Below are 25,288 nucleotides of genomic sequence, written 5' to 3' on the forward strand. Positions count from 1 at the left end.
TTATCCTCGCTGGTTGCCAGAGCTGGCGTTGATCATACCGAGTGCGCCGTCTTGCACTGCCCGTTGAAAGATCAGATAGCGCGCAAACACATCATCCAGGTCAGTCTTGTTGCCGAGGTTGCGCTGCGCGTCTGCCCAGACCAGCTCCACGTGATGCGCCAGGATGGCTCTTCTGTCGGCAACGCTCTCGCACAGGATCGCCGCTGTCAGAACGTCGAGCAAGCGTATCAGTACGGCGGTGCTGCCCGCCGCGTTTTGCCGGATCATGTGAAACATCATGTTGACCATGCCGTGGTAACCCGTGTTCGGAACCACCAGCACCACGGCGTCATTGCGTGTCGACACACCATTGGGAAGATGATGGCCGGCGATGTCGCACAGTGCTGCGCCGAGTCGATCCAGAACGCTCATTGCCGTGTGAGGATCATTGATGCCAGGTGACAGCGCACGGACTGCCACTTCGACCAATTGTCGAACTGCGTGTCCGGCATTGCCGGCGCTGCCGCGTGTCTCGCCTAACGCCGTCGCATTGCGAATCGCCGCTGCCACCTCGGGAATCGAACCCGTCGTCAGGGCGATCGGCGCTCCGGGAAAAACATAGTCACCTTGCCGAACCAGCAGGCGAATCACCGTGCCATGCTGCGCAGCCCAATCCGCCAGTGCCGACTGGTCCAGATGGTTCAGGTAACCGCGCCGGTTGTCGGGCACCTCCGACATGCCTGTCCAGAAACTGGCCGGCGGCACGTCGCCCTGTTGCTCTTCGGTTCTGAGCGATCGGACTGCCACGCGCACGTCCTCGCTGACCAGATTGACCACCGTATCGACATTGATGCGGCTGGCCATGTGGGCCACGAAATACACCAGCGTGCCCACGCAGGCAAATGCCAGCACGATGCCGACCGTGAGTGCCAGATGCGGCGTGAAGACGCCTTCTTCGTCGGTCCTCACACTGCGCACCACCATCAGCGCATACGAGAACGTGCCAAGAAAAGCACCCAGCGTGAGCTGCACGCCGCGATCGCGCGTGAAATTCTGCAAAAGGCGCGGCCCCATCTGTCCCGCCGCGAGCGAGAGGGCAGCAATGGTGATCGAAAAGACCGTGCCGGCGACGCCGATGGTTGATGACGCGATGACGCCGAGCAGCGTCCTGGCACCCGCGCCACCGCCGTTGTAAATCCAGGCGCTGCGGGTTAATGCTTGCGGCAACGTCCCCGAGCGGTCAATGTGCAGAAGGCCGATGGCGAGGCAGATTCCGGCGATCACCAATGCTGCAGGAACCACCCAGAACGTCTCGGCGAGCGTACTGAGAAACTGACGAAAGCGTGCATTCATGGGACGAAGCCTTGGGAAAGATGAGATCGGCTACGCAAGCGATACCAGGATGGCTGCTGCGGCGAGCCATCGCGCTGTCTCGATGACGTGATGATGTTGCACAAACGGACGACGGTCCATGTGCTACATCACATACGGACCGAGATGGCGGTGGCGAAGTACTGACGCCGTCAGGCCTTCGGTGGCGCCGCACCAATCACCAGACGCGAGTCGCCGAGGTAGCTGTACTCGGGCACCACCAGGTTCAGCGGTGCCGGAACGTTTTTGAATACGCGGCCCGCAAGATCGAAGCGGGAACCATGGCAGGGACAATAGAATCCCCCCGGCCACTGCGGACCAAGTTCGGCGCCACCCGGCTCCGGCCGGAACGAAGGCACGCATCCCAGATGGGTGCAGATTCCGACCAGAACGAGGAACGGTGGGCGAAGCGCCCGGGACGGATTGGCCGCAGCGGCAGGTTGCTGGACCTGCTTCGATAGGGGGTCAGCGAGCAACGCATCATGCTGGTCGAGCGATGCCAGCATCGCATCGGTGCGATGCAGTATCCACACCGGTTTGCCGCGCCAGGCAACGGTAAGCAACTGGCCAGGTCGGATCGTGCCGATATCGACTTCGACTGGCGCACCGGCCGCTTTGGCGGCTTCGCTCGGCTGCATGCTCTCGATAAAGGGAATGGCTACGCTAATGGCTGCAATGCCGCCCACCGCAGTGGCCGCGGTCTGCAGCATTTTCCTGCGCTTGATGTCGTCCAGTGTCATGTCCATGTTTTTTCCTTGTAGTGGCGATCGCCAAATTGGTGAACGCCTGGATTTTTCCGGTCTGGTGTGCCCGATGGGCTCTCTGTGCAGGGAGCGCAAGAATCGTGGTGATGGTTGCTAGCGTGGCCGGACCGGCGGCGAGGTTTTCTGACGCCAGTATCGAGCGACTTGCCTATGGCACAGTGAATGCGCTGGAAATGATTGTGCGGTCGCACCTTGGTTTGCAGAGATGCTTGAGCACTGATACCAAGTCTGGATTTTCCGCCATTCTTCGACTTCAATCTGCGCACCAGCGAACAGACAGCATCAAAAAGATCCGGCAAAGTGCAGCCGTTAATACGCTGACTGGGAAGAACGACTGCGGTGTATTCAAACACTGGATCAACTTCCCCGGAGATTGAACATGGAGCACGGGTGCACAACATGGTAACCATGCGACCTCGCCAGGGTAGCCGCGCTCCGCACGCCAGGCAATCTTCCGTACGAGCGATCGTCGTCTTCAATGCAGGCTCCACCAGCCTCAAATTTGGTGTCTATGCAGCCGACGCTGGCGTATCGCCTGAACTGCTCTGTGCAGGCCGCATCGACAACATGACTGCCGACCCGCATTTTGTCGTCAAGCATGCAGACGGAAAACCGATGGAGTCACATGCCTGGGGCAAACACCACGCGGTCGATCACAAGGCAGCGCTACGCTTCGTGCTCGCCTGGCTGAAAACCAACCTGACCGACATCGAACTGGTCGCGGCCGGACACCGCGTCGTCCTGGGAGGCGAGCGTTACGGTGCGCCAACACTGATCGACGGCGACGTGCTCGACTACCTGGACTCGCTGGCAATGATGGAGCCATCGCACCAGCCTTACGACGTGGGTGGCGCGCGAACTTTTGCCGAAGCCTACCCGGATCTGCCGCAGGTGGCCTGCTTCGACACCTCGTTTCACCGCACGATGCCTGGGGTCGCGCAGACCTATGCGCTGCCGAAAGAGGTCCGCGATAGCGGTGTGCGTCACTGGGGCTATCACGGTATTTCGTACGACTACATCAGCCACCAGCTGCCAAAATTTGCACCGGCCGCGCGCCGCGTCATCGTCGCGCATCTCGGCGGCGGTGCCAGCATGTGCGCTCTGCTGGATGGGCGCAGCGTCGATACCACGATGGGGTTCGGGACGCTGTCCGGCCTGCCGATGGCGACGCGTTCCGGCGACCTGCCGCCGGACGCGCTGTTGTATCTGCTGCGCAGCAAACAGTTCGATACCACCACGCTGGAAAAGATGCTGTCCGAACGCGCCGGTCTGCTCGGCCTGTCCGGCATCAGCGGCGACATGCGCGTGCTGCAGAAAAGCGCAGATGCGCGCGCGCTCGCGGCGCTGGATTATTTTACGTACGCGATGATGAAATACGTCGGCGCGTACGCCGCCGTGCTGGGTGGACTGGATGCACTCGTGTTTACTGCCGGCATCGGCGAAAACTCGGTGCAAGTGCGTGCCGCGCTGTGCGCCAGGTTGGGCTGGCTCGGTGTAACGCTGGACGAAAATGCGAATGCTGCCGGCGGGCCGCGCATTTCAACAGTCGACAGCAAGGTGTCGGTTTGGGTCATTCCCACCAACGAAGAATGGATGATTGCGCAGCATACGCTGGCGCTCATCCAACCTGAAAGGAAAGCTCCATGTTCACAATAATTGATGCCGTTACCTCCGATCACGCACAGCTGAAGGTGAAAAGCCGAAACCTGCATCAGCACGACGGGGGTGACCGGTGGTGCACCTTCGCTGAATTACCCGCCGCGATATATCGGATCGATGATGTCTCGGAAAGAGGGACATCATGAGCGCAGACGTGCTAACCAAGGGTGCCGCTGCAACCATGCCGGAGGCTACCTCGCCCGAGGCGTCCGGCACCATCTACACATGCCCGATGCATCCACAGATACGCGAGTCCGCGCCGGGTAACTGCCCGATTTGCGGCATGACGCTCGAGCCTGTCACTATGACAGCCGAAGTCAAACCTGATCACGAACTGGCATACATGACCCGCCGCTTCTGGATCGGTCTGGCGCTGGCGTTGCCGGTCTTTATTCTGGAAATGGGCGGCCATATTCCTGCGCTCGGCATGCACGATCTCGTCCCGCCGCGCATCTCTATCTGGATACAATTTGTGCTCGCAACCCCGGTCGTCCTGTGGGCCGGATTTCCCTTCTTCCAGCGCGCCTGGGCATCGGTAGTGCACCGCAGCCTGAACATGTTCAGTCTGATTGCTCTCGGAACGGGCGCTGCTTATCTTTACAGCCTGTTTGCGACCTTCGCACCCGGAATTTTTCCGGCGGGATTTCGCGGGATGGACGACACGGTCGCCGTCTATTTTGAAGCCGCCGCCGTCATCACGGTTCTCGTGTTGCTGGGGCAGGTGCTGGAACTGCGCGCGCGCGAGCAGACTGGTGGGGCAATTCGCGCCCTGCTTAAACTCGCGCCTAAATCAGCGTATCGCCTGACGGCTGACGGGGCCGATGAAGAAGTCGCGCTGGACCAGGTTCAGGTCGGCGACCGCCTGCGCATCCGACCCGGTGACGGTGTGCCGGTCGATGGCGAGGTACTCGAGGGCAAGGGTGCGGTGGATGAATCGATGGTGAGTGGCGAGTCGATGCCATCGGCCAAGCAGCCCGGTGACAAACTCATCGGCGGCACCGTCAATGGTACCGGCTCGCTGATCATGCGGGCCGACAAAGTGGGCGCGGACACGGTGCTTGCGCACATCGTGACGATGGTGAGCGAAGCACAACGCAGCCGCGCACCGATTCAGCGAATGGCAGACAAGGTGTCGGGCTATTTCGTTCCTGCCGTGCTTGCCGCAGCGGCCATTACGTTCGCTGCCTGGGCGGTCTGGGGTCCGGACCCCGCGCTTTCTTACGCATTGATCGCTGCAGTCTCGGTTCTCATCATCGCGTGCCCTTGCGCACTTGGCCTGGCCACGCCAATGTCCATCGGAGTAGGCATCGGCAAAGGCGCCGGTGCGGGCGTGCTCATCAAGTCGGCAGAGGCGCTGGAGCACATGGAAAAAGTTAACACACTGGTCGTCGATAAAACCGGCACGCTGACGGAAGGCAAACCCAGGGTGACCGCCATTGTTCCCGCAGCGGGAATGACGGAGTCGGACATCTTGCCGCTGGCAGCCAGTCTCGAGCAATCCAGCGAACATCCTCTCGCCGCCGCTATTGTTGCTGCCGCACGAGAAAGCAAGGCGACCATGCAAGAGGCTACCGACTTTGCTTCCATCACCGGCAAGGGCGTAAGCGGGAAAATTGGTGGCAGGATGGTTGCGTTGGGCAACGCGAAACTGATGACGGATCTCGGCGTGACGCTGGGCGACCTTGAACAAAAGGCCGACGCGCTACGCAGCGATGGCGCAACCGCGCTGTTTCTCGCCGTGGATGGCAAGCCCGGTGGCGTCATCGCGATCGCCGACCCGATCAAAAAAAGCACTCAAGCGGCCCTCGACAGTTTGACGAAGGAGGGCATCCGGATCGTGATGGTGACGGGGGATAACAAGACCACCGCGGAGGCCGTCGCCAGAAAGCTTGGCATCAAGGAAGTCAAAGCCGACGTCCTGCCCGAGGACAAAATTACCATCGTCAAAAAGCTGACGGCCGAGGGAAGTATCGTCGCCATGGCCGGTGATGGCGTCAACGATGCCCCGGCGCTGGCCGAAGCAGCAGTCGGCATTGCCATGGGAACCGGAACCGAAGTCGCGATTCAAAGTGCCGGAATCACGCTGGTCAATGGTGACCTCGCAGGGATCGCCCGTGCCGTCGTTCTTAGCCGGGCGACGATGCGCAATATTCGCCAGAACCTGGTGTTCGCGTTCATCTACAACGGCATCGGCATTCCGGTTGCTGCTGGCGTGTTCTATCCCGTGTTTGGCATTTTGCTTAGTCCGATCGTTGCAGCGCTTGCCATGTCGCTTAGTTCTGTATCGGTGATCCTGAATGCGCTGCGTTTGCGCACGCTGAAGCTCAAAGATGAGACGAATACTCAAGTCGCGGTTAAATCAGTGTCCCATCCGAGTTGAGCGCCTGCTGAATCTACCGATGCACAGACAAAATGATGTACTGCGCTCAAGCCATCGAGACGCAGAAGACCATTACATTGCCGCCCGCTATTGCCGTTAAATTTTATGGTGGCACTAAAGAATTCTGCATGGAGTATCACCAAAAAAGTAAAAGTATTCGCAGCATGTCGGGCATTGCCGGACAAATCATTTGGCCGCCGCCCGGTGGCGGCGCACTGGCGGAGAAACAGTCGCAAAGTGGCGACATATCGCACATCAGCAATCTTTATTCCAGGAGATAACATGAAAGCATTTGTCTTTAACGGCCCAGGATTGAAAGCACTTGAAGACCGTCCGAAACCGACAATTCAGGCCGCAGGTGATGCCATCGTCAAAATCGTCAAGACGACGATTTGCGGCACCGACCTGCATATCCTCAAGGGGGATGTCGCCACGTGTACGCCAGGACGCATACTCGGACACGAAGGTGTGGGCATCGTCGACGCCGTGGGCGCCGGCGTGACTGCGTTCAAGGTGGGCGACCGCGTGCTGATTTCGTGTATCTCGTCTTGCGGAAAATGCGAGTACTGCCGACGTGGCATGTTCTCGCATTGCACCACGGGTGGCTGGATACTCGGCAATCAGATTGATGGCACGCAGGCCGAATATGTTCGCACCCCGCATGCCGACACCAGCCTTTATCCGATACCCGCCGGTGCAGATGAAGAGGCACTGGTCATGCTTAGCGATATTTTGCCGACCGGTTTTGAATGTGGTGTTCTCAATGGCAAAGTCGCACCGGGCTCAACGCTGGCAATCGTCGGAGCAGGCCCGATCGGCCTGGCAGCATTGCTGACGGCGCAGCTTTATTCGCCGTCCGACATCATCATGATTGATCTGGACGACAGTCGTCTGGAGTTCGCTCGACAATTCGGGGCGACGCACACCATCAACAGCGCGGACGGCAAAGCGGTTGAAAAGGTGATGGCCTTGACGCAAGGACGTGGCGTCGATACGGCAATCGAGGCCGTCGGTGTGCCAGCCACATTCCAGCTCTGCCAGGATCTGGTCGCACCCGGCGGCGTCATTGCCAACATCGGCGTGCATGGTCAAAAAGTGGAGTTGCATCTCGAACGATTATGGTCGCAGAACGTCTCGATTACGACCCGATTGGTCGATACGGCGACCACACCGATGTTGATGAAAACCGTGATGGCAAAAAAAATCGACCCGACCCGCCTGATCACGCATCACTTCAAGCTCGATCAGATCATGGAGGCCTATGACACCTTTGAACGTGCGGCCGATACCAATGCGTTGAAGGTAATTATCGAGGCTGGTGACTGAGCAGGCCTCATCACGCAGCATGCAGCGCCTTGCGTGATCAACGAGCCTGTTTTTTCAAGGCCGAAGTCCGATCCCGCAAGGTGAAGCGATATACCAAAAAGAATGCCGTTCATCGGGAGCAGGATTCATGATTCATTTTCGCCTATGATTGACGGCTAAGACATGCATCTCAAACCGTCAACGTCCGCAGACAATCCAGTCAATATATCGAGCGAAAAAATCCTGACATGAACGACCAGAAAAAAAATCAATCCGCTTCCGATGTCTCTTCAGATGAGCAGGGGCGGGATGAAGACTCCCGCGCCAAAGTGGCGCAGCGGGAAGCGGAACAGAATTCCCCGACGGTCACGGAAAAGTCGCTCACCCGGGAGGAGCGGGAGGTCGTCGCCGACAATGGCAAGCTATCCGCACTGACCGTCTATTCCATCATTCTGCGCGAAGGCGAAGAAGAATTGCGCCGTCCAAAAACCTCGCTCTGGTGGTCAGGCGTGGCGGCAGGTATCGGCATTTCGACATCCGTTCTGGCGGAGGGTGTCATCCGTGCCGGACTGTCTCCCGAAGTACCGTATCTGGCGATCATCCAAAGCCTGGGCTACACATTGGGTTTTGTGCTGGTCATTATGTGCCGGCTCCAGCTGTTCACCGAACATACCCTCACGGTCGTGCTCCCCGTGTTAGCGAGTCCGACCCGAGACCGCTTTTACGCGACCGCGCGTCTGTGGGCTATCGTGTTCGCCGCGAATATGTTTGGGACGTTTTTTACGGCCGCGCTGGCTATTCACGGCGGCATCCTGCCAGCTGAAATCCTGTCGTCAGTGCTGGACATCTCGCGTCACCTGGCGGAAATATCGCCAGCAAGTGCGTTAGTGCGGGGCATTCCTGCCGGCTTTTTTATTGCGGCGCTAGTGTGGATGTTGCCGTCGGCGAAAGGCTCCGAAGTGGTTGTGATCATTCTATTTACCTGGCTGATTGCGGCAGCCGGATTTACCCACGTCGTTGCCGGATCAAACGAAATTTTTAATCTGGTCCTGATGGGTGAGATGACCATCTTCACCGCATTCGGTCATCACATTTTTCCTATCCTCATCGGCAATATATTGGGTGGAACGGGTTTGTTTGCGGTGCTTGCCTACGGTCAGATTCATGGCGAGATCTGAGCCGTTTGTCGTGGCCCGGGATGGGCCGCTAGTCCTGCAATTCCTCGTCAATCCCCAGGCTCCTCCGCGCCGAGTGCCGCATCAACGATCTGCTGCGCCTCGGCCAGGATAGTACGCAGATGCGACTCGCCATCAAAACTCTCGGCATAGATCTTGTAGATATCCTCGGTGCCAGACGGGCGGGCTGCAAACCAACCGTGTGCCGTGATGACTTTCAGTCCGCCGATGGCGGCATCGTTGCCGGGGGCGCGGGTGAGGATGGTGTCGATTTTTTCGCCGGCCAGGGTGGTCGAGGTGACTTGCTGCGGCGTGAGTTTTGCCAATCGGGCTTTTTGCTGCGGCGTGGCGGCGGCTTCGACCCGTGCAGCGACCGGGGTGCCGAGCGCCTGCGTCAGGTCGCGATAGAGAGCGCCCGGATCGCGTCCGGTTCGCGCCGTGATTTCGGCCGATAGCAGGGCCGGCACCATGCCATCCTTGTCGGTGGTCCAGACGCTGCCATCGCGACTCAGGAACGAAGCACCGGCACTTTCTTCGCCGCCGAAGCCGAGCGAGCCGTCCAGCAAACCGGCGGCAAACCATTTGAAGCCGACCGGCACCTCGATCAATCTGCGACCGAGGCGGGCGGCGACGCGATCGATCAGCTGACTGCTGACCACGGTTTTTCCGATGGCCGCGTCGGCACGCCATGCCGGTCGATGCCGGAACAGATAATCGATGGCCACCGCCAGATAGTGATTCGGCGGCAGCAGGCCGGCGCTGCGCGTGACGATGCCATGCCGGTCGTGATCGGTATCGCAGGCAAATGCGATGTCGAAGCGATCCTTAATGGCGATCAGGCTATGCATCGCATACGAGGACGACGGGTCCATGCGAATCTGGCCGTCCCAATCGACCGTCATGAAGCGGAAGGTGGCATCGACATGCGGATTGACGACGGTTAAGTCGAGCTTGTACTGCTCGGCAATCGCCGACCAGTAATGCACGCCAGCGCCACCGAGCGGATCGACGCCCATGCGGAGTTGTGCGCCGCGAATCGCTTCCATATCCAGCACGTTGCCGAGGTCGCCCACATACGCGTTCAAAAAATCATGCTGGTGCGTGGTCGCTGCACGCCGTGCCTGATCCAGCGTCATGCGCTGTACGCCAGCCAGCCCGCTGGCAAGAAATGCATTGGCCTGTTTTTCGATCCAGCCGGTCACCTCGGTGTCGGCCGGGCCACCGTTGGGCGGGTTGTATTTGAAGCCGCCGTCGTCAGGCGGATTGTGCGACGGCGTGATGACGATGCCGTCGGCCAGTCCGGACGTGCGGCCCCGGTTCCAGGCCAGAATCGCATGCGACACGGCGGGCGTCGGCGTGTAGTCGCCGCGCGCCGCGAGCATCACCTCGACGCCGTTGGCGGCCAGCACTTCCAGCGCGCTGGCGCAGGCCGGCTCGGACAGCGCATGGGTGTCGATGCCGAGAAACAGCGGGCCATCGATACCCTGGCGTTTGCGGTACAGGCAAATCGCCTGGCTGATCGCCAGCACGTGCGCTTCATTGAAGCTGCGCGCAAACGCCGAGCCGCGATGGCCGGAGGTACCGAAGGCGACGCGCTGTAACGGGTTTTCGGGATCGGGCGTGTCGCAGAAATAGGCGGTCACCAGTTTGGCGACATCGACCAGTAATTCTGCGGGTGCCGGCTTGCCGGCGAGTGAACTGATCTTCATGATTGGTTCGGCAATTGCCGCGTGAGTTGTTCTCTGGCTGCGGCCACCACATGCGCCGACTCGAATCCGAAATGCTGTGTGACGACTGCTGCAGGTGCCGATAGTCCGAAGCTGCGCATGCCAATGATCGCACCAGTCAGACCGGTGTAGCGTTCCCAGCCAAACACCGAGGCCTGCTCGACCGCCACACGGGCGATCACAGTCGGCGGCATGATCTGATCGCGATAGTCTTGCGACTGACTGTCAAACAATTCCCACGATGGCATGCTGATCACGCGTGCCCTGATACCGTCGGCGGTCAACTTTTCATAAGCCGCCATGCACAGCGCGACTTCACTGCCGGTGGCCAGGAGCAGAACATCGGGTTTGCCGTCGACGGCGTCGGCCAGAACATAGGCGCCGTACGCCACGCCATCGGCGCTGGCACAGCTTGCGCGATCGAGCGTCGGCAGTGCCTGACGCGTCAGCACGAGGCAGACCGGCTTGTCCGTCAATTGCATGATGACGCGCCATGCGGCGACCACTTCGTTGGCGTCGGCTGGTCGCAGCACGATCATGCCGGGCATGGCGCGCAACGATGCCAGCTGTTCGATCGGCTGGTGCGTCGGGCCGTCTTCGCCGAGGCTGATCGAATCGTGCGTCCAGATCGCGATGAGCGGCAACTCCATCATGGCAGCGAGTCGCAACGCACCGCGGCAGTAGTCGGTAAAAATCAGAAAGCTCGACACGTACGGGCGCAGGTACGACAGGCTCAGGCCGCTGCCGATCGCGCACATCGCATGTTCACGCACGCCGAAGTGCATATTGCGCCCGCGATAGCTGGTCTTCGGGTCGTCTCCCGGCGGCTGAAAGTCACCGGCAAAGTCAAACGTCAGATGGGTCTTGGTCGATGGCGCCAGGTCTGCCGATCCGCCCAGCAACCACGGCATCTGGGCCGCAATTGCATTCAGTACCTGACTAGAGGCATCGCGTGTCGAGAGGCCTTTTGCGTCCGCAGCAAAGTCGGGCAACGCGTCATCCCAGCCACGCGGCAAATCACGTCGTTGCATTTGGGCCAGCTGCTCGGCCAGATCAGGGTACTGGCTGCGATAGCCTGCGAACAGGGCTGTCCAGTCGGCGCGCGCGGTCGCGCCGCGCTGGCCGAACTGGCTGCTGAAATGCGCGATGACGCCGTCGGGCACGTCGAACTGCGCGTCCGGATCGCAGCCGTAAAACTCCTTGGTCAGGCGTACTTCTTCGGCGCCGAGTGGTTCGCCGTGCGCGTTGCTGCTGTCCTGCTTGTGCGGCGCGCCGTAGCCGATGTGGCTGCGCACGATGATCAGGGTAGGGCGGTCGGTCGATGCCAGAAAACGCTGGTAGCCATCGCGCAATGCGGTCAGATCATTCGCGTTGTCGATCTGTAGCACCTGCCAGCCGTAGGCGCTAAAGCGCGTCGCCACTTCTTCGGTAAAAGTCAGTGCGGTCGCGCCTTCGATGCTGATCCGATTGGCGTCATAAACCCAGCACAGGCCGGATAGTTTCAGATGTCCGGCCAGCGAGGCGGCCTCGCTGGTAATGCCCTCCATCATGTCGCCGTCGCTGCATAGCGCATACACGTTGTAGCTGAACAGATCGAAATCGGGCCGGTTATAGCTTGCTGCCAGCCAGCGTTCGGCCATCGCCATGCCGACGCTGGTGGCTGCGCCCTGCCCGAGCGGGCCGGTGGTGGTTTCGACACCGGAGGTCCAGCCGGATTCGGGATGACCGGTGCAGCGGCTGCCGAGCTGGCGAAAGGTTTTCAGGTCATCCAGCGTCACTGCCAGTCGCTGGTTCAGCCTATCTTCCGTGGAATAGCTCGCGCTGTCGGCTTTGACGCCGCACAAATGCAGCAGGCTGTACAACAACGCGCAGGCATGTCCGGCCGACAGCACGAAGCGGTCGCGGTTGATCCAGTTGGGCGCGGCAGGGTCGAAGCGCAGAAAATTTTGCCACAGGCAGTACGCGGTTGGTGCCGCACCCATGGGCGTACCGGGATGGCCGGAATGCGCTTGCTGGACTGCGTCGATCGACAGCGTGCGCAGGGTGTTGATGCAGAGTTGGTCGAGTTGCGTTGACGTCATTGCGGTGTGCTCCATTGCTCACATTGCATCTGATACAAAAAAATCGGCAGCCCGGATGGCTTCGGACCATGCCGTCACGCGAGCGCGCTTTTCGCGGCGATCACGGCCAGCAGGTCATTCCAGGATGTCGTGAACGAGCCGGCCCCCTCGACCTGCAGCCGGGTCGCAAGTGTCTCCACATCGAATCCGGCCTTGGCAAACTCGCCCAGCACAACCTCGGCGTCGCCGCCATCTTCCGGCATGAGCGTGAACGATTCCGTATGGGCCGCCAATGCCTGCAAGGTCTGTTCCGGAATGGTATTGATCGTGTTCGGCGCAGCCAGATTTTCGATATAAAAGGTCGGCGGAATTTGCGGGTCCTTGGTGCCGGTGCTGGCCCACAGCAGGCGTTGCGTGAGCGCGCCGGCATCGGCGAATTTTTTTGATTGTGGCGATGCCAGCCGATCGCAATACGCTTTGTAGGTGCGTTTGCCGATCGCCACACCGAGGCGGTTACGCAATTCCGGCGCGACTGTTTTCATGACGGCTTTGTCCCAGCGGCTGATGAAAATCGACGCCACCGAATGGACCTTCGGATCGCGTCCGGCATCGATGCGGCGCTGTATTCCACGCCAGTACGCATCCGCTGCCGCCGTGTACTGCTCGCGCGAGAACAGCAGCGTGACATTCACCGGCACCCCGGCAAAAATCGTTTCCTCGATCGCCTGCAAGCCGGCGCTCGTGCCAGGAATCTTGATGAACAGATTGGCGCAGTCGGCACTCGCATGCAGGCGTTTGGCCGCCGCGATAGTCGCTGCCGCATCGTCGGCCATGAGCGGCGAGACTTCCAGCGACACCCAGCCATCCATGCCGCCGGTTGCAGTGTGCACCGGGAGTAATAGCGCGGCTGCGCGTTTCAAATCCTCCAGCGCCAGCTCGAAAAATAACGCCTCGCCGGATTTACCTTCGCTGACCTTTTGCCGGATCGCTGCGTCGTAGTCTGCAGTGCCGCTGATGGCCTGGTCGAAGATGGTCGGGTTCGATGTCAGTCCCGTCACGCAATACGCGCTGATGTAGCGTTGCAGCGTGCCGCTGTCGAGCAGTGCGCGGGTGATATTGTCTAGCCACAGACTCTGGCCGAGCGCGTGTAATTCGATAGGTGCTTTCATGGCAGCCTCGTCAACGGTGAGAAATCATGGTCCATCAGGTCGCCGATGTGTTCAACCGTCATGTCGGCGGCGGGATAGGTGCTGGTATTTTTCGGGTCGAGCGCGTAGTGCCCCTGACGTGGAAAGACCGTGGTCAGGCGTTCGCCCCAGAGCGTTTTCATGGCGGCGAGGATGCGCAATTTGTCGTCGACCATCACGTAATGCCGCGCCGGGTAGCGCTGGGCTACCGCGTCGAGCATGCGTTCCTTGTGGATGTAGACCAGCACCCTTCCATCGACTGCCTGCCACAACCCCGATCTATGTATTTTGCGCGGCTGGAACACCACGTCGCCATCCGACAGGATTACCGTGGGTCCCCATTGTGCGAGATGCGTGATGACATCGAGCGCACGTGGATACAGGCGCTGCGCAAACGGGTAATCGCTCAGAAAAAGGGACATCGACAGCATGCGCGGATCGGTCAGGTCGTCGAGCCGGTAGCGTTGCAACGCGCCGAGGTAATCGGCATATCCCAGCTCAGCGCGCAGGCTTTCAAAAATCGTCCAGTAGCGGTCGCGGCTTTCCTGGCCGAATTCGCGCTGCAGGTAGTTGTCCAGATCGGTCGTGATGCAATCGTTATCGAGTAGCGTGTTATCGACATCGAGCAGAAAAATAACCTCAGTTTGTGCTGTCACTGTGTGCCTCCGACACGTCAGGATTGTGCCAGCGGCCGCCCGGGCCGATGATCGCATCAGCCGCGGTCGGCCCCCAGCTGCCGCGTGCGTAGGGCAGCGCCGGATCATGCGTCCTGAGGACCGTATCGACCACCGCCCACGCAGCTTCGACAGCGTCTTCGCGCGAGAACAGGGCGCCGTCGCCCGCCATCGCATCGTCGAGCAACCGCTCGTAGGGTGCGATTTCTTCGGCTTGCTGTTCGGCCAGATAGAGCTCGCGCTGGTCGCCGATGAATTCCTTGCCGACGTGTTTGATGCGTGCGGCGAGGGCGATGGTGGAGTCGGGCGAAAGCCGGAAGCGGATGTAGTTGGTGCGCCCGTTGGCCGGCAGCGAATCCTCGAATAGCCGCTGTGGCGGTGGCTTGAATTCGACCAGCACCTCGGCGGCAGTACCCGCCAGGCATTTGCCGGAGCGCAGATACCACGGCACACCTTCCCAGCGCCATGAATCGATGAACAAGCGCAGCGCACAAAATGTCTCGACATCGGAGTCCGGTGCCACTCCGGGTTCATCGCGGTAACCGTCGTACTGACCGCGCACGAGGTCGTCCGGTTGCATCGGGCGCATGCCCTGAAAAACTTTGGATTTCTCGGCATGCACGGCGCCATAGCCGCGGTAGGCGGGGGCTTCCATCGCCAGCAGCGCGACGATCTGGAACAGATGGTTTTGCACGACATCGCGCAGGCAGCCGGCACTCTCGTAAAACTTGCCGCGACTGTCGACACCAAAATCTTCGGCCAGCGTGATCTGGATACGCGCTACATAGTTGCGGTTCCAGATCGGTTCCAGAAAGGCATTGGCGAAGCGGAAATAGAGGATGTTCATGATCGCCTCCTTGCCGAGATAGTGGTCGATGCGAAAGATCGCATCCTCCGCAAACACCGAGCGCGCCATCCGGTTGAGTTCACGCGCCGACGCCAGATCGCGTCCGAACGGTTTCTCGACGACCACGCGCGCGTCTTTAGTCATGCAGGCCGTGCCCAGTCCTTTGATTACGGGGCCAAACAGCGCGGGTGGAATGGCCAGGTAATAGGCAGGGCGGCGCGCCGTGTCGAGTGCCTTTTTTAACGCGACGAAGGTGGCGCTGTCGTTGTAGTCACCGCTGACATAACTGAGCAGCGCGAGCAGGCGAGTGAGCGCAGCCGGGTCGTCGATCGGACCGGCCTGCTCCAGACCCTCCTGCACATGCGAGCGCAACTGCTCGACCGACCAGTCCGACGAAGCGACGCCCACGATCGGAACGGACAGCCGGTTGCGTTTGACCATCGCATACAGAGCAGGAAAAATTTTCTTGCGGGCCAGATCGCCTGTCACGCCAAACAGCACCAGCGCATCGGACGGCAGGGCGGCCACGTCACTGTCGGTCATGTCAGCTGCCTTCTTTCTTTTCATCGTGCCCGCCGAATTCCTTGCGCATCGCCGACAACACGCGATTGGCGGGGGCGGCGTTGTCGCGCGAGCTGAAGCGTGCAAACAGTGCGGCGCTGATTACCGGCGCCGGTACGCCTTCGTCGATTGCCGCGGCAACGGTCCAGCGCCCTTCGCCGGAATCGGAGACGCGGCCGCTGAAGTTGTCCAGCGTCGGGTCCTGCAGCAAGGCGGTGGCGGTGAGGTCGAGCAGCCAGGATTCGATCACGCTGCCGCGCCGCCATACCTCGGCGATGTCGGGCAACGCCATCTCGTACTGGTAAAACTCCGGGTTTTGCAGCGGCGTGGTTTCGGCGTCGGCACTGTGAGTACGCTTGCCGGCATTGGCATTGCGCAGGATGTTGAATCCTTCGGCATACGCGGCCATTACACCGTACTCAATTCCGTTGTGAACCATCTTGACGAAGTGCCCGGCGCCTTGCGGCCCGCAGTGCAGGAAACCCTGTTCCGCAGTGCCCGCGTAATGCCCGGCCGCGCGGCCGGGGGTACGTGGTGCGGCATCGATGCCGGACGCGAGTGCGGTAAAAACCGGTCCGAGGTGATCGACGATATCGGTTTCACCGCCGATCATCAGACAGTAGCCGCGCGCAAGTCCTGCCACTCCGCCACTGGTGCCGACGTCGACATAATGCAGGCCGCGCCGGGTCAGATCGGCGCCGCGCCGGATGCCGTCGCGGTAGTACGAATTGCCGCCGTCGATGACGATGTCGCCGGCTTCCAGCAGCGGACACAATTCAGCCAGTTCCTGGTCGACGATCGCGGCCGGTAGCATCATCCAGACCACGCGAGGCGTACTTAGTCGGGAGACGAAATCCGCCAGGCTAGCCGTACCGGTTGCACCGTCCTGTTCAAGCGCGGCGACAGCGGCAGGATGGATGTCATGCACGACACACACGTGCCCCTTGCTCATCAGCCGACGCGTCATGTCACTGCCCATGCGGCCCAATCCGATCATGCCTATCTGCATTGTGACTTTCTCCGGAGCTTGTTGGTCGGGCGGGCGCACGGTTCGGATGCGTGCAAGGGATATCGGAACGTGATGCGCGATGACTCCGGGTTTTCTGCAGGGACTTCCCACCCGGTTCTGGGCTTGAGCTTACGCAGGTCGTCACTCAACTTCCGTGACTTGCCTAACATAGAGGAGCTCTTTTTGCTGTGCGTCACCGACGTTCGATGCTAAGAAAACCGGGCACTGCCGGACTGTGTCGTGCGACCTGCAGGCAATGGCAGCTTGCGCATTCCTGCCTTGAACAGTGCCGTAAACGACCTGCCTGAGTGTGCTGGCGTACTGACAACCGGGTGTCCATGTTTTAACTTGATCGCTGGTTTGATCCATCAGATTTCAAGGAGAAAACATGAGCGACAATTTCAGAGGCAGTCCCGGCCGTCACAAGCCGCCATCCGTCACAGCCGCAGTCCTGTTCGACCTGCTCAACCCCATCCCGTTCGGCTTCTTTGTCGGGGCGCTGATATTCGATGCGGTGTATGTCAGCAGCGCAGATGTCATGTGGTTCAAAGCAGCCGCCTGGTTGATTTCCATCGGACTGGTTTTTGCGGTGATTCCACGCTTCATCAATCTTGCCTGGGTCTGGTTTCCCGGAAGCAGGCGGAGCACGGTGCGCGACAAGGGCGCCTTCTTCATGGTTCTGGCAGGCGTCGCCGCCGCTATCGTCAACGCGTTCGTGCATAGCCGGGACGCCTACGGAATCATGCCGGAGGGATTGTTGCTGTCGATACTGACCGTAGCCCTTATGGCCGCCGGCAGCGTCCTCGTGGCCCTGCAGAATTCGACTAATGATCTCAGGGTGCAAGCATGAACAACTCGACATGGATGACAGCCATCCCGGCAGCGTTGGTACTGGTACTTGCCGGATGCGGTGAAAAAGCAGGGATCGATCCGCGCCAGCAAGTCGGACGCGAACCTGTGTTGCCAGCGGCGCAAAATTTTCTGGTGCCGCCGATGCAGGTGCCAAAAGGTACCGGATGGCAGGGTGACGCGCATCCCACCGTCGCCAGCGGACTGAAGATAGAAAAGATCGCCGACGGCCTGCAGCACCCCCGCCAACTCCTGACACTGCCCAACGGTGATGTGCTGGTGGTCGAAGCGAACGGCCCCGGCACTGAACCCGTGACGACCCCCAAGCAGCTCATTGCGGGCATCGTCAAAGGCCGTTCCGGCAAAGGGGCGAAAGGCGGAAACCGCATCACGCTACTGCGCAAGGAGCCGGGCTCCGGCAAGTGGCAGCAGCATGTTTTCCTCGACAAGTTGCACTCGCCATTCGGGGTGCAGCTGATCGGCCAGACGCTGTATGTGGCCAATACCGACAGGATCATGCAGTATCCCTATACCGCGGGCGCGACCAGCATCACCGAACCCGGCAGTGAACTTGCCGACTTGCCAGACACCATCAATCATCATTGGACCAAGGCGCTGCTCGCAAGTCGGGACGGCAAAAAGCTTTACGTCGGTGTCGGCTCGAACAGCAATATCACCGAGAACGGCCTGGCCGTCGAATACCGGCGCGCCAATATTCTTGAAGTCGATGTCGCCACCGGGGCCAGCCGGATTTTTGCCGCCGGCTTGCGCAACCCGACCGGACTGCAATGGGAGCCGCAAACCGGCAAGCTCTGGACCATCGTCAACGAGCGCGACGAGATCGGCGAAAGCCTGGTTCCGGACTACATGACGTCGGTCAAAGAAGGGGGCTTCTACGGTTGGCCCTACAGTTATTACGGCCAGCACGTCGACCAACGCGTCAAGCCCCAGCGTCCTGACCTGGTGCAGACGGCACTCCAGCCCGACTTCGCGCTGGCCTCTCACGTGGCGCCGCTGGGACTGTTTTTCTACACGGGGAACAACCTGCCAGCCATATACCGTGGCGGCGCCTTCATCAGCGAGCACGGGAGCTGGGATCGGTCCCCTCTGGCTGGTTACGAAGTAAGTTACGTCAGCTTCGTGGATGGTCGCCCGACGGGTCAGAAGCTCTCTGTCGTTACCGGTTTCACGTCATCTGATCAGAAGTCGCTCTTCGGTGCACCTGTCGGTCTCGCCCAGTCTGCAGATGGCGCGTTGCTGATTGCCGATGATGTCGGAAATACGGTCTGGTCGGTCACGGCCAGCGGGCCGCGATGAAACGATCGCCCGGATTCGCACGATAAGGAGTGGCATGTCCGATTCCCGCATCGTGTTGTATGGCGCAATCGCGAGCAACGTCGCGATTGCAGTCACCAAGTTCATTGTCGCTGGCATTACCGGCAGCTCCGCGATGCTGTCGGAAGCGATCCATTCCACCGTCGATAGCGGGAACGGCCTGCTGCTGCTGGTTGGACTAAAACGCAGCCAACGGCCACCCGATGCCGAGCACCCGTTCGGCTATGGCAAGGAACTGTATTTCTGGAGCCTGATCGTTGCCGTGCTGATCTTCGGTGCCGGCGGCGGCATCTCGGCGTACGAGGGGGTGCTGCACATGCTGCACCCGGAACCGATGACTGACCCGACCTGGAACTACGTCGTGCTCGGTGCGGCGGCCGTGTTCGAGGGCGCCAGCTTTGCGATTGCCCTGCGCGCGTTACTTAAAAAGCAGGGCGACCAGTCGTTCTGGAAAGCGCTGCGTGCCAGCAAGGACCCCGGTGCCTTTACCGTGTTTGCCGAAGACAGCGCGGCACTGGCCGGCCTGCTGCTGGCAGCAGCGGGTATTTACTTCAGCCATCGCTTCGCCATGCCGATCCTCGACGGTGCTGCGTCGGTCGCCATTGGCATCCTGTTGTTCGCTGTGGCCACGCTGTTGATCCATGAAAGCCGCAGCCTGCTGGTCGGGGAAGGCGTCAACCCCGAGACGGCAGCTGCCATCCGCCTGCTGGCGCTGGACGATCCCGCCGTGGTTTCGGCAGCACCGCCACTGACCATGTATTTCGGTCCGGACGAGGTATTGGTGACGCTCGATGTGCGCTTCCGCCAGGGTGCGACCGGCAACGAGGTCGTCGCAGCCGTAGGCCGCATCGAACGCACTATCCGTGCGCGCTTCGGTATGGTGAAGCGGATTTATATCGAAGCGAATCCGCTTGCCGCAGCGATATGCGATACGCCTCCATGACGTGGGGGGCGTCAACAGGCGCCGCGCATCTGCCGCATTGCGCTGGCAGGGATATCGGTACTGCTGGCCGGCCAACCGGGCGCGTCAACGCTTGAACGCGAGCAGCAGAACGCCTCCGGCGACCATGGCGATACCGGACCATTCGCGCAGCGACGGACGCTCGCCCAGGAAAGCGAATGCAAACACCGCAACCAGCACCAGACTGAGCTTGTCCACTGGCGCGACTTTGGTGGCATCTCCTATCTTGAGCGCCCGGAAGTAGCATACCCACGATGCACCCGTGGCGAGCCCGGACAAGCCGAGGAACAGCCAGGTTTTCGCGGACAGCTCGACAGGATTGGTCCACTTGCCCGTGTATGCCACGAACAGGGACAGGACGACGATGATGATTGCGGTGCGGATCAGCGTCGCCAGATCGGAATCGACGCCCTGAATACCGATCTTTGCAAAAATGGCCGTCAGTGCCGCAAAAACGGCGGACAGGATGGCCCAGTAAAACCAGCTGGTTGAGGTCGTCATGTGTTTCCTGTGGGGGTGTGTGGGAGCGATCCCCGAGTAGCCTGCGCCAGCGGAATACGCAGACATACGCGCAGGCCGGAACCTGTCACTGCGTCTGAAACGCCCAGGGTAATCTGCGCGCCGATCCGGTCCGAAATGGCCTTGACGATCGACATCCCCAGTCCCGAGCCAACCTGGTCACTGCCAAGCGTCCGGTAAAAAGGGTCAAAGACCCGTTCCCGCTCGGCCAGCGCAATGCCGGGCCCGTTGTCCTGAATGCGCAGGACGGCGATGGCGCCCTCGGTGGTCACCGATAAATCAATCCGTCCGTCGTGTTGCGTGTAGCGAATGGCATTGTCGACCAGGTTGCGGACCAACGCGATCATGTCGAGCTCGCTCACCATGACCTGGGCGTCCTGCCCGCCTTCGACACCGATGTCGATGCGCCTGGTGTCGGCCAGCGGCATGAGGTCTTCCAGAACGCGACGATAGATCGCCTGAACCGAAACCGGTAACGTCGGACGCTCGGGTGTTGCCTGGGCCTTGGCCAACGTCAGGAGTTGATTGAGCAGGTTGCGGCCGCGTTCGATGCCACGCTGCAGTGTCGCCAATCGTTCCCGCGCGAGGTCCGACATGTCGGCTTCTGCCAGGCGCTCCGCTTGCAGTGACATCGCCGTCAACGGAGAGCGAAGCTCGTGCGCAGCATCGGCAATAAAGCGGCGCTGCACCTCCATGGATTGCCCAACGCGGGCCAGCAAGCGATTGATCGCCACGACAAACGGGCGTACTTCGACAGGTACATGGTCTGCTGCTACCGGGTGCAATTCCTGTTCGGCGCGCTGGTCGATTTCGGTCGACAGAGCGGCAATCGGCCGGAACATCTTGCGCACGAGGTTGGCAACGATCAGCAGCAGGATGGGAACCAGAATCAGGAATGGCATGACGGTGCGCAAGGCGCTGGCGCGTGCGATCTCGTTGCGTACACCGGTTTCCTGCGCCACGGCGATGCGCGCGCCGCCGGCCATGGTCTTGACCAGAACGCGGAACGGCTCGTTACCGGAGTTCAGTGTATGCAGGCCGTCAGCGAGGTTCGGCGGAAGCGTCAGCGGAATCGTCAGCGCCATCCCGCCATCGGCTGGCGTGAGCGCTTTGCCGCTGTCTCCAAGAGACTGGACGATGACGCGCGACTCTTCATCGCTGTCGTTGGCGCGCCCATCGTCGCCAGGCTGGGTCAACGGCAGATGGTGGCGATCGAACAGCGCTGCAACCTGCTTCAGCGTATCGTCCTGCAGCGCGTGGGCCTGATCGAATGCGGAGACGAACGAGAAGAGGCCAGCGACTACCGCAACAACCAGAATGGCCAGCGACAGCGACAACGACAGCTTGACCCTGATTGACGCGTTCAGGCGCTCTTTGAAACCATCCATCCCACTCCCCTGACATTCTTGATGATGGCGCTGCCCAGCTTGCGCCGCAGTGCATGGATCAGGAACTCGACCGCATTGCTGTCGACCTCATCGCCCCATCCATACATCCGGTCTTCAAGGTCGCTGCGAGACAGGATGGCCCCTGGCCGTACCAGCAAGGCCTGCAAGAGTGCAAATTCTCTATTGGACAGCTGTACCGGCGCGCCGGATTCGACCATCGCTTCCCGCGTGGCCGGGTCCAGAGCGACCACGCCGTTACCGAGTACTGCCTTTGCGTTGCCGCCTTTGCGCCGCAACACCGCGCGCATGCGGGCCAGCAGTTCCGCCATTGCAAAGGGCTTGAGCACATAGTCATCGGCGCCGCCGTCCAGACCGCGCAGCCGGTCATCGAGACCATCGCGGGCAGTGATCACCAGCAGGGCAACCGGGTTGTCTCTGGCGCGCAGGCTCGACAGCACCTCCAGCCCATCCATGCCGGGCAGACCGAGATCGAGCAACACCAGGTCATAGTGCTGGCACGCCAGCGTCGTGAGCGCCGTCTGCCCGTTTTTCACCCAGTCGGTGGCGTAAGACGCATCTTTCAAGGCGCCCTGAATGGCTTCGCCGATCATGGTGTCGTCTTCGACCAGCAAGACTCGCATCGTTTCCCCCCTCCAAAACAAGCTATTGACGCACCGTTCCTGCAGCGATTCTGCGCGTGAGTGTACGCACCATGCCGCGCACCCGTGTCACGGCGTCCTGATCAGGAATGCCACATTCGTTGAAAGACCCCATCCTTGTCGACCAGCAGATGTTTCAGTGCGGCCAGAACATGCAGCGAAATCAGTGCGACCAGAATCCAGGCAATCACCGAGTGAATCGAAAAGAACACCTCGGCGAGATCATGATTTGCAGTAAAGACACGGGGCAATGCAGCACCAAAAAAGCTGACGCCGTCCTTGCTCAGTAACGCGCCCGCCAGTCCGACGATGGGCATCGCAATCATGGCGCCATACAGCGACCAATGCGACGCTTTTGATGCCATCAATTGCCATCCCGGTAGTGATAGTGGCAGCGCCTTCGGCCGATGGCCCAATCGCCATACGAGGCGAAACAGCACCAGCACCAGCACAATGAGTCCGGTTGATTTGTGCAGCGTGAAATAGGTGTCGCTACCCGGATCGTCTTCGATCGACATCATGTACCAGCCAAGGGCAATCATGCCGATGATCAGCACGGCGACCAGCCAGTGAACGACACGGGAGGTGCGTGTATAGGCCGGGCCGGTTTCTGCTGCATCCTTGAATGTCAGGTTCATGCTGTGCTTCCCTTTTTAAATAAAAAATCGGATCAGGATTCAATGGCGACGTGTTGCCGGCCTCTGCCTGAACACCAGAAGGCTGACAACGATGAAGGCAAACAGCGCCGCCGATGCGCTATAGCGGCTCAGCGCCAGACCACCGGCGCTGAGTGGTTTGTCGAGAAAATCTCCGACAACGGCACCAAGAGGACGGGTCAGAATGAATGCGGTCCAGAACAGCATGGTGCGCGACACACGGGTGCAATAGTAAGCCACCACGACCATCGCCAGCAGTGTTCCGAATACCAGCGCCGCGCCGGTGTAACCGAGTCCCATCGAACCGGCTGTCCAGTCGCCCAGCGCGGTGCCCAATGTCTGGGAAAACATGATCGTCACCCAGTAAAACATTTCTGCTTTCGGCGAGCGCAAATCGTTCACGGAGACGGTGCCGAGACTGCGATGCCAGATAAAGAATGCGCCAAGCAGCAGTGCCAGCAGCAAGGTCGAACCGCCAGCGTAACCAATGCCAAGAGAGCGATCGGCAAAGTCCGCCAGCGTGGTGCCGACCGTGGTGGTGGCAATGATCGTGGTCCAGTAGAGCATCGGATGAAAGGTCCTGGCCCTGATCTGGGCGACGACCGCAGCAAGAAATATCGCCGCAAAAATCGCCGTGCCTAGCAGATAGCCCAGATGCATCGACATCGAGACAGCATCTCCGGCGGTTTCGCCAAGCGTCGTCGCGGCAATCTTGATGATCCAGAACAGCAAGGTGACTTCGGGCACCTTGTTTAACGTGTTTTGCGTTGGATTGGTCATGGTGATTTGTGCCCGGTGGTCATATTGCCTTGTAATCCATCAAAGGTTTTCAGCAGGTCGGTCATCGCTATTTTGCAGGTGGCAGGATCGGGCGTGTCGGCACGCAGTGCGGATAATGCATGGTCGATGGCCTTGTCCAAAACATGCCAATCGGCGGCAGCGCGTGGCTTTAAACCTGCCTCGGCTGAATCCCAGGCCAATTCCAGATCTTTTGCGCGTTTCCTGGCTGCTGGCAGTTCGCCTTTGTCGACGATGCTGGAAACATCGGCGGCAATTTCGCGGAATGCAGCCAATTCACCGAGTCTGGAACCGGTATTTGCTTGTGGCCCGGAGTCGGGAGACGTGGCGGTCGGTCCGGTTACTGACGAACCCGTGAGCTCTGGTCTGGAACATCCAGCCGCAGCCAACAGTAAGGCGGCAGCCAATCCGCCGGCAATGGGACGAATGCATAAATGAACGACGCGCATGAATTTTCCTTGAGTGATCAAATAACGGTTATCCGGCTGCCTGATTGTGTCGACGATTGCCCATGGCACGCTGCGCAATGGTTACCAGCATCACGATCACCGCTAAAAACAGGATGCTGGTCCACATGGCACCCATGCCCAAGCCGCCGTAGGATTTTGCCTGGGTCAGCAGGTCGCCCAATGCAGCGCCGAAGGGGCGCGTCAGGATGTAGCCCACCCAGAAGGTCAGCGCGGTGTTACCGCCAAGGCGCCAGGCCAGGCCGGTGGCGGCAATCAGGCCGCCGAAGCACAACACCCCCCACGTGAAGCCAAGTCCCAGCGCTTCGGTCGCCAGATCGCCAGCAGCGGTTCCGAGTGCAAAGGTGCACAGGACGGCCGACCAGTAAAACAGCTCTCTTTTTCGGGTGACAATCTCGTGGATGGACAGGGTGTGCTCCAGCCGATACCAGACCGCAAATATGGCGGCAAGTGTTATAGCAAACACCGACGTGCTGACATACAAACTGACACCCAGACCATCGGTAAGCAGGTCGGTGATCTGCGTGCCAACGACGCTCACCAATACGACCGTTAGCCAATAACGCCAAGGGGTATAGCGCCGTGTGCGCAATTGAATCCACAACGCCGCCAGCAGCAGCGCGCCCATGACCACCCGGGTTATGCCCTGTCCCCATCCTGCATTGACCGCCAGAAAATCAGCGCCTGTTTCGCCCACCGTGGTGGACATGATCTTGATGATCCAAAAGGAAATGGTGACTTCGGGGACTTTGTTCAGCCAGTGTTTTGATGTGGGCAATGACAGCTTGTGCATCGTGTTATCTCCGTCGATGTGCTTGTGCGATTGGCCAAAGTCTGACCGGACAAACTTAGGCCAGCCATAGGCGGCCTGCTTGCATGCTCACCCTCGTCACAATCACGTTGTACGCATAGCGATCAGCGGATGAAAATTCTTATGGCGACCTGGAAGGGTGTGCCC

The 25,288-nt window shown here is 60.3% G+C and carries 24 protein-coding genes; 9 read left to right on the top strand and 15 right to left on the bottom strand.

The window, feature by feature from the left end:
* Entirely contained in the window at positions 1 to 1,332 is a 1,332-nt protein-coding gene (locus ABD720_RS11355) for a DUF2254 domain-containing protein (RefSeq protein WP_344763397.1), read from the bottom strand.
* 170 nt (positions 1,333 to 1,502) lie between these two features.
* Positions 1,503 to 2,096, bottom strand: coding sequence for a ubiquinol-cytochrome c reductase iron-sulfur subunit (gene petA, locus ABD720_RS11360; RefSeq protein ID WP_344763398.1), 594 nt, complete (start codon positions 2,094 to 2,096; stop codon positions 1,503 to 1,505).
* 14 nt (positions 2,097 to 2,110) lie between these two features.
* Here petA and ABD720_RS11365 point away from each other — a divergent pair, with 14 nt between their 5' ends.
* The 6 genes from ABD720_RS11365 to ABD720_RS11390 all read left to right on the top strand — a co-directional run bounded on the left by ABD720_RS11365 (position 2,111) and on the right by ABD720_RS11390 (position 8,636).
* Positions 2,111 to 2,491: a hypothetical protein gene (locus ABD720_RS11365; RefSeq protein ID WP_344763400.1), complete on the top strand. Its 381-nt coding sequence runs from the start codon at positions 2,111 to 2,113 to the stop codon at positions 2,489 to 2,491.
* A 31-nt stretch (positions 2,492 to 2,522) separates the two neighbouring features.
* Complete coding sequence (locus ABD720_RS11370) at positions 2,523 to 3,770, top strand: acetate/propionate family kinase (protein WP_344763401.1); 1,248 nt, start codon at positions 2,523 to 2,525, stop codon at positions 3,768 to 3,770.
* Between the two features lie 145 nt (positions 3,771 to 3,915).
* On the top strand, positions 3,916 to 6,153 hold the full coding sequence (locus ABD720_RS11375; RefSeq protein ID WP_344763402.1) for a copper-transporting P-type ATPase: 2,238 nt from the start codon (positions 3,916 to 3,918) through the stop codon (positions 6,151 to 6,153).
* Between the two features lie 32 nt (positions 6,154 to 6,185).
* Positions 6,186 to 6,434 carry a hypothetical protein gene (locus tag ABD720_RS11380; protein WP_344763403.1) on the top strand — a complete coding sequence of 83 codons (249 nt, stop codon included), beginning with the start codon at positions 6,186 to 6,188 and terminating at the stop codon, positions 6,432 to 6,434.
* Position 6,435: 1 nt separating this feature from the next.
* A complete protein-coding gene (locus ABD720_RS11385; protein WP_344763404.1) occupies positions 6,436 to 7,479 on the top strand; it encodes a zinc-dependent alcohol dehydrogenase family protein in 1,044 nt (347 codons plus the stop codon).
* A gap of 227 nt (positions 7,480 to 7,706) precedes the next feature.
* On the top strand, positions 7,707 to 8,636 hold the full coding sequence (locus tag ABD720_RS11390; RefSeq protein ID WP_344763405.1) for a formate/nitrite transporter family protein: 930 nt from the start codon (positions 7,707 to 7,709) through the stop codon (positions 8,634 to 8,636).
* A 47-nt stretch (positions 8,637 to 8,683) separates the two neighbouring features.
* Here the strand turns inward: ABD720_RS11390 and pgm are convergent, their stop codons facing one another.
* The 6 genes from pgm to gnd form a co-directional block, all read right to left on the bottom strand.
* Positions 8,684 to 10,342, bottom strand: a complete 1,659-nt coding sequence (pgm, locus tag ABD720_RS11395; protein WP_344763406.1) for a phosphoglucomutase (alpha-D-glucose-1,6-bisphosphate-dependent) — start codon at positions 10,340 to 10,342, stop codon at positions 8,684 to 8,686.
* On the bottom strand, positions 10,339 to 12,441 hold the full coding sequence (tkt, locus tag ABD720_RS11400) for a transketolase (RefSeq protein ID WP_344763407.1): 2,103 nt from the start codon (positions 12,439 to 12,441) through the stop codon (positions 10,339 to 10,341). The genes pgm and tkt overlap by 4 nt, the downstream gene beginning before the upstream one ends.
* Positions 12,442 to 12,515: 74 nt before the next feature.
* Positions 12,516 to 13,589: a transaldolase gene (gene tal, locus ABD720_RS11405; protein ID WP_344763408.1), complete on the bottom strand. Its 1,074-nt coding sequence runs from the start codon at positions 13,587 to 13,589 to the stop codon at positions 12,516 to 12,518.
* Positions 13,586 to 14,320, bottom strand: a complete 735-nt coding sequence (locus ABD720_RS11410; protein WP_425547967.1) for an HAD family hydrolase — start codon at positions 14,318 to 14,320, stop codon at positions 13,586 to 13,588. Before ABD720_RS11410 ends, tal begins: the two co-directional genes overlap by 4 nt.
* Positions 14,247 to 15,671 carry a glucose-6-phosphate dehydrogenase gene (gene zwf, locus ABD720_RS11415; protein WP_344763410.1) on the bottom strand — a complete coding sequence of 475 codons (1,425 nt, stop codon included), beginning with the start codon at positions 15,669 to 15,671 and terminating at the stop codon, positions 14,247 to 14,249. Before zwf ends, ABD720_RS11410 begins: the two co-directional genes overlap by 74 nt.
* A 1-nt stretch (position 15,672) precedes the next feature.
* A complete protein-coding gene (gnd, locus tag ABD720_RS11420; RefSeq protein WP_344763411.1) occupies positions 15,673 to 16,698 on the bottom strand; it encodes a phosphogluconate dehydrogenase (NAD(+)-dependent, decarboxylating) in 1,026 nt (341 codons plus the stop codon).
* A 388-nt stretch (positions 16,699 to 17,086) separates the two neighbouring features.
* Here gnd and ABD720_RS11425 point away from each other — a divergent pair, with 388 nt between their 5' ends.
* From ABD720_RS11425 to ABD720_RS11435, 3 genes are read left to right on the top strand one after another with little or no spacing between them, the layout of a single operon-like run.
* Positions 17,087 to 17,548, top strand: a complete 462-nt coding sequence (locus ABD720_RS11425; RefSeq protein WP_344763412.1) for a DUF2231 domain-containing protein — start codon at positions 17,087 to 17,089, stop codon at positions 17,546 to 17,548.
* Positions 17,545 to 18,864 carry a PQQ-dependent sugar dehydrogenase gene (locus ABD720_RS11430; protein ID WP_344763413.1) on the top strand — a complete coding sequence of 440 codons (1,320 nt, stop codon included), beginning with the start codon at positions 17,545 to 17,547 and terminating at the stop codon, positions 18,862 to 18,864. The genes ABD720_RS11425 and ABD720_RS11430 overlap by 4 nt, the downstream gene beginning before the upstream one ends.
* Before the next feature lie 34 nt (positions 18,865 to 18,898).
* The gene (locus ABD720_RS11435) at positions 18,899 to 19,825 is read left to right on the top strand and encodes a cation diffusion facilitator family transporter (protein WP_344763414.1); all 927 of its coding nucleotides are present in this window, start codon (positions 18,899 to 18,901) and stop codon (positions 19,823 to 19,825) included.
* Between the two features lie 84 nt (positions 19,826 to 19,909).
* Here ABD720_RS11435 and ABD720_RS11440 read toward each other — a convergent pair whose 3' ends face one another.
* The 7 genes from ABD720_RS11440 to ABD720_RS11470 all read right to left on the bottom strand — a co-directional run bounded on the left by ABD720_RS11440 (position 19,910) and on the right by ABD720_RS11470 (position 25,123).
* Entirely contained in the window at positions 19,910 to 20,344 is a 435-nt protein-coding gene (locus ABD720_RS11440; protein ID WP_344763415.1) for an EamA family transporter, read from the bottom strand.
* Positions 20,341 to 21,750 carry a sensor histidine kinase gene (locus ABD720_RS11445; protein ID WP_344763416.1) on the bottom strand — a complete coding sequence of 470 codons (1,410 nt, stop codon included), beginning with the start codon at positions 21,748 to 21,750 and terminating at the stop codon, positions 20,341 to 20,343. The genes ABD720_RS11440 and ABD720_RS11445 overlap by 4 nt, the downstream gene beginning before the upstream one ends.
* Entirely contained in the window at positions 21,726 to 22,391 is a 666-nt protein-coding gene (locus ABD720_RS11450; protein ID WP_344763417.1) for a response regulator transcription factor, read from the bottom strand. The genes ABD720_RS11445 and ABD720_RS11450 overlap by 25 nt, the downstream gene beginning before the upstream one ends.
* Before the next feature lie 101 nt (positions 22,392 to 22,492).
* Positions 22,493 to 23,047 (bottom strand): cytochrome b, encoded by a 555-nt coding sequence (locus ABD720_RS11455; protein ID WP_344763418.1) that lies wholly within the window; start codon positions 23,045 to 23,047, stop codon positions 22,493 to 22,495.
* 39 nt (positions 23,048 to 23,086) lie between these two features.
* The gene (locus ABD720_RS11460) at positions 23,087 to 23,845 is read right to left on the bottom strand and encodes a COG4705 family protein (protein WP_344763419.1); all 759 of its coding nucleotides are present in this window, start codon (positions 23,843 to 23,845) and stop codon (positions 23,087 to 23,089) included.
* A complete protein-coding gene (locus ABD720_RS11465; protein ID WP_344763420.1) occupies positions 23,842 to 24,312 on the bottom strand; it encodes a hypothetical protein in 471 nt (156 codons plus the stop codon). The genes ABD720_RS11460 and ABD720_RS11465 overlap by 4 nt, the downstream gene beginning before the upstream one ends.
* 28 nt (positions 24,313 to 24,340) lie before the next feature.
* Positions 24,341 to 25,123, bottom strand: coding sequence for a COG4705 family protein (locus ABD720_RS11470; RefSeq protein WP_344763421.1), 783 nt, complete (start codon positions 25,121 to 25,123; stop codon positions 24,341 to 24,343).
* Positions 25,124 to 25,288: the final 165 nt, after the last annotated feature.

The organism is Actimicrobium antarcticum (assembly GCF_039536745.1).
GTDB lineage: Bacteria > Pseudomonadota > Gammaproteobacteria > Burkholderiales > Burkholderiaceae_D > Actimicrobium > Actimicrobium antarcticum.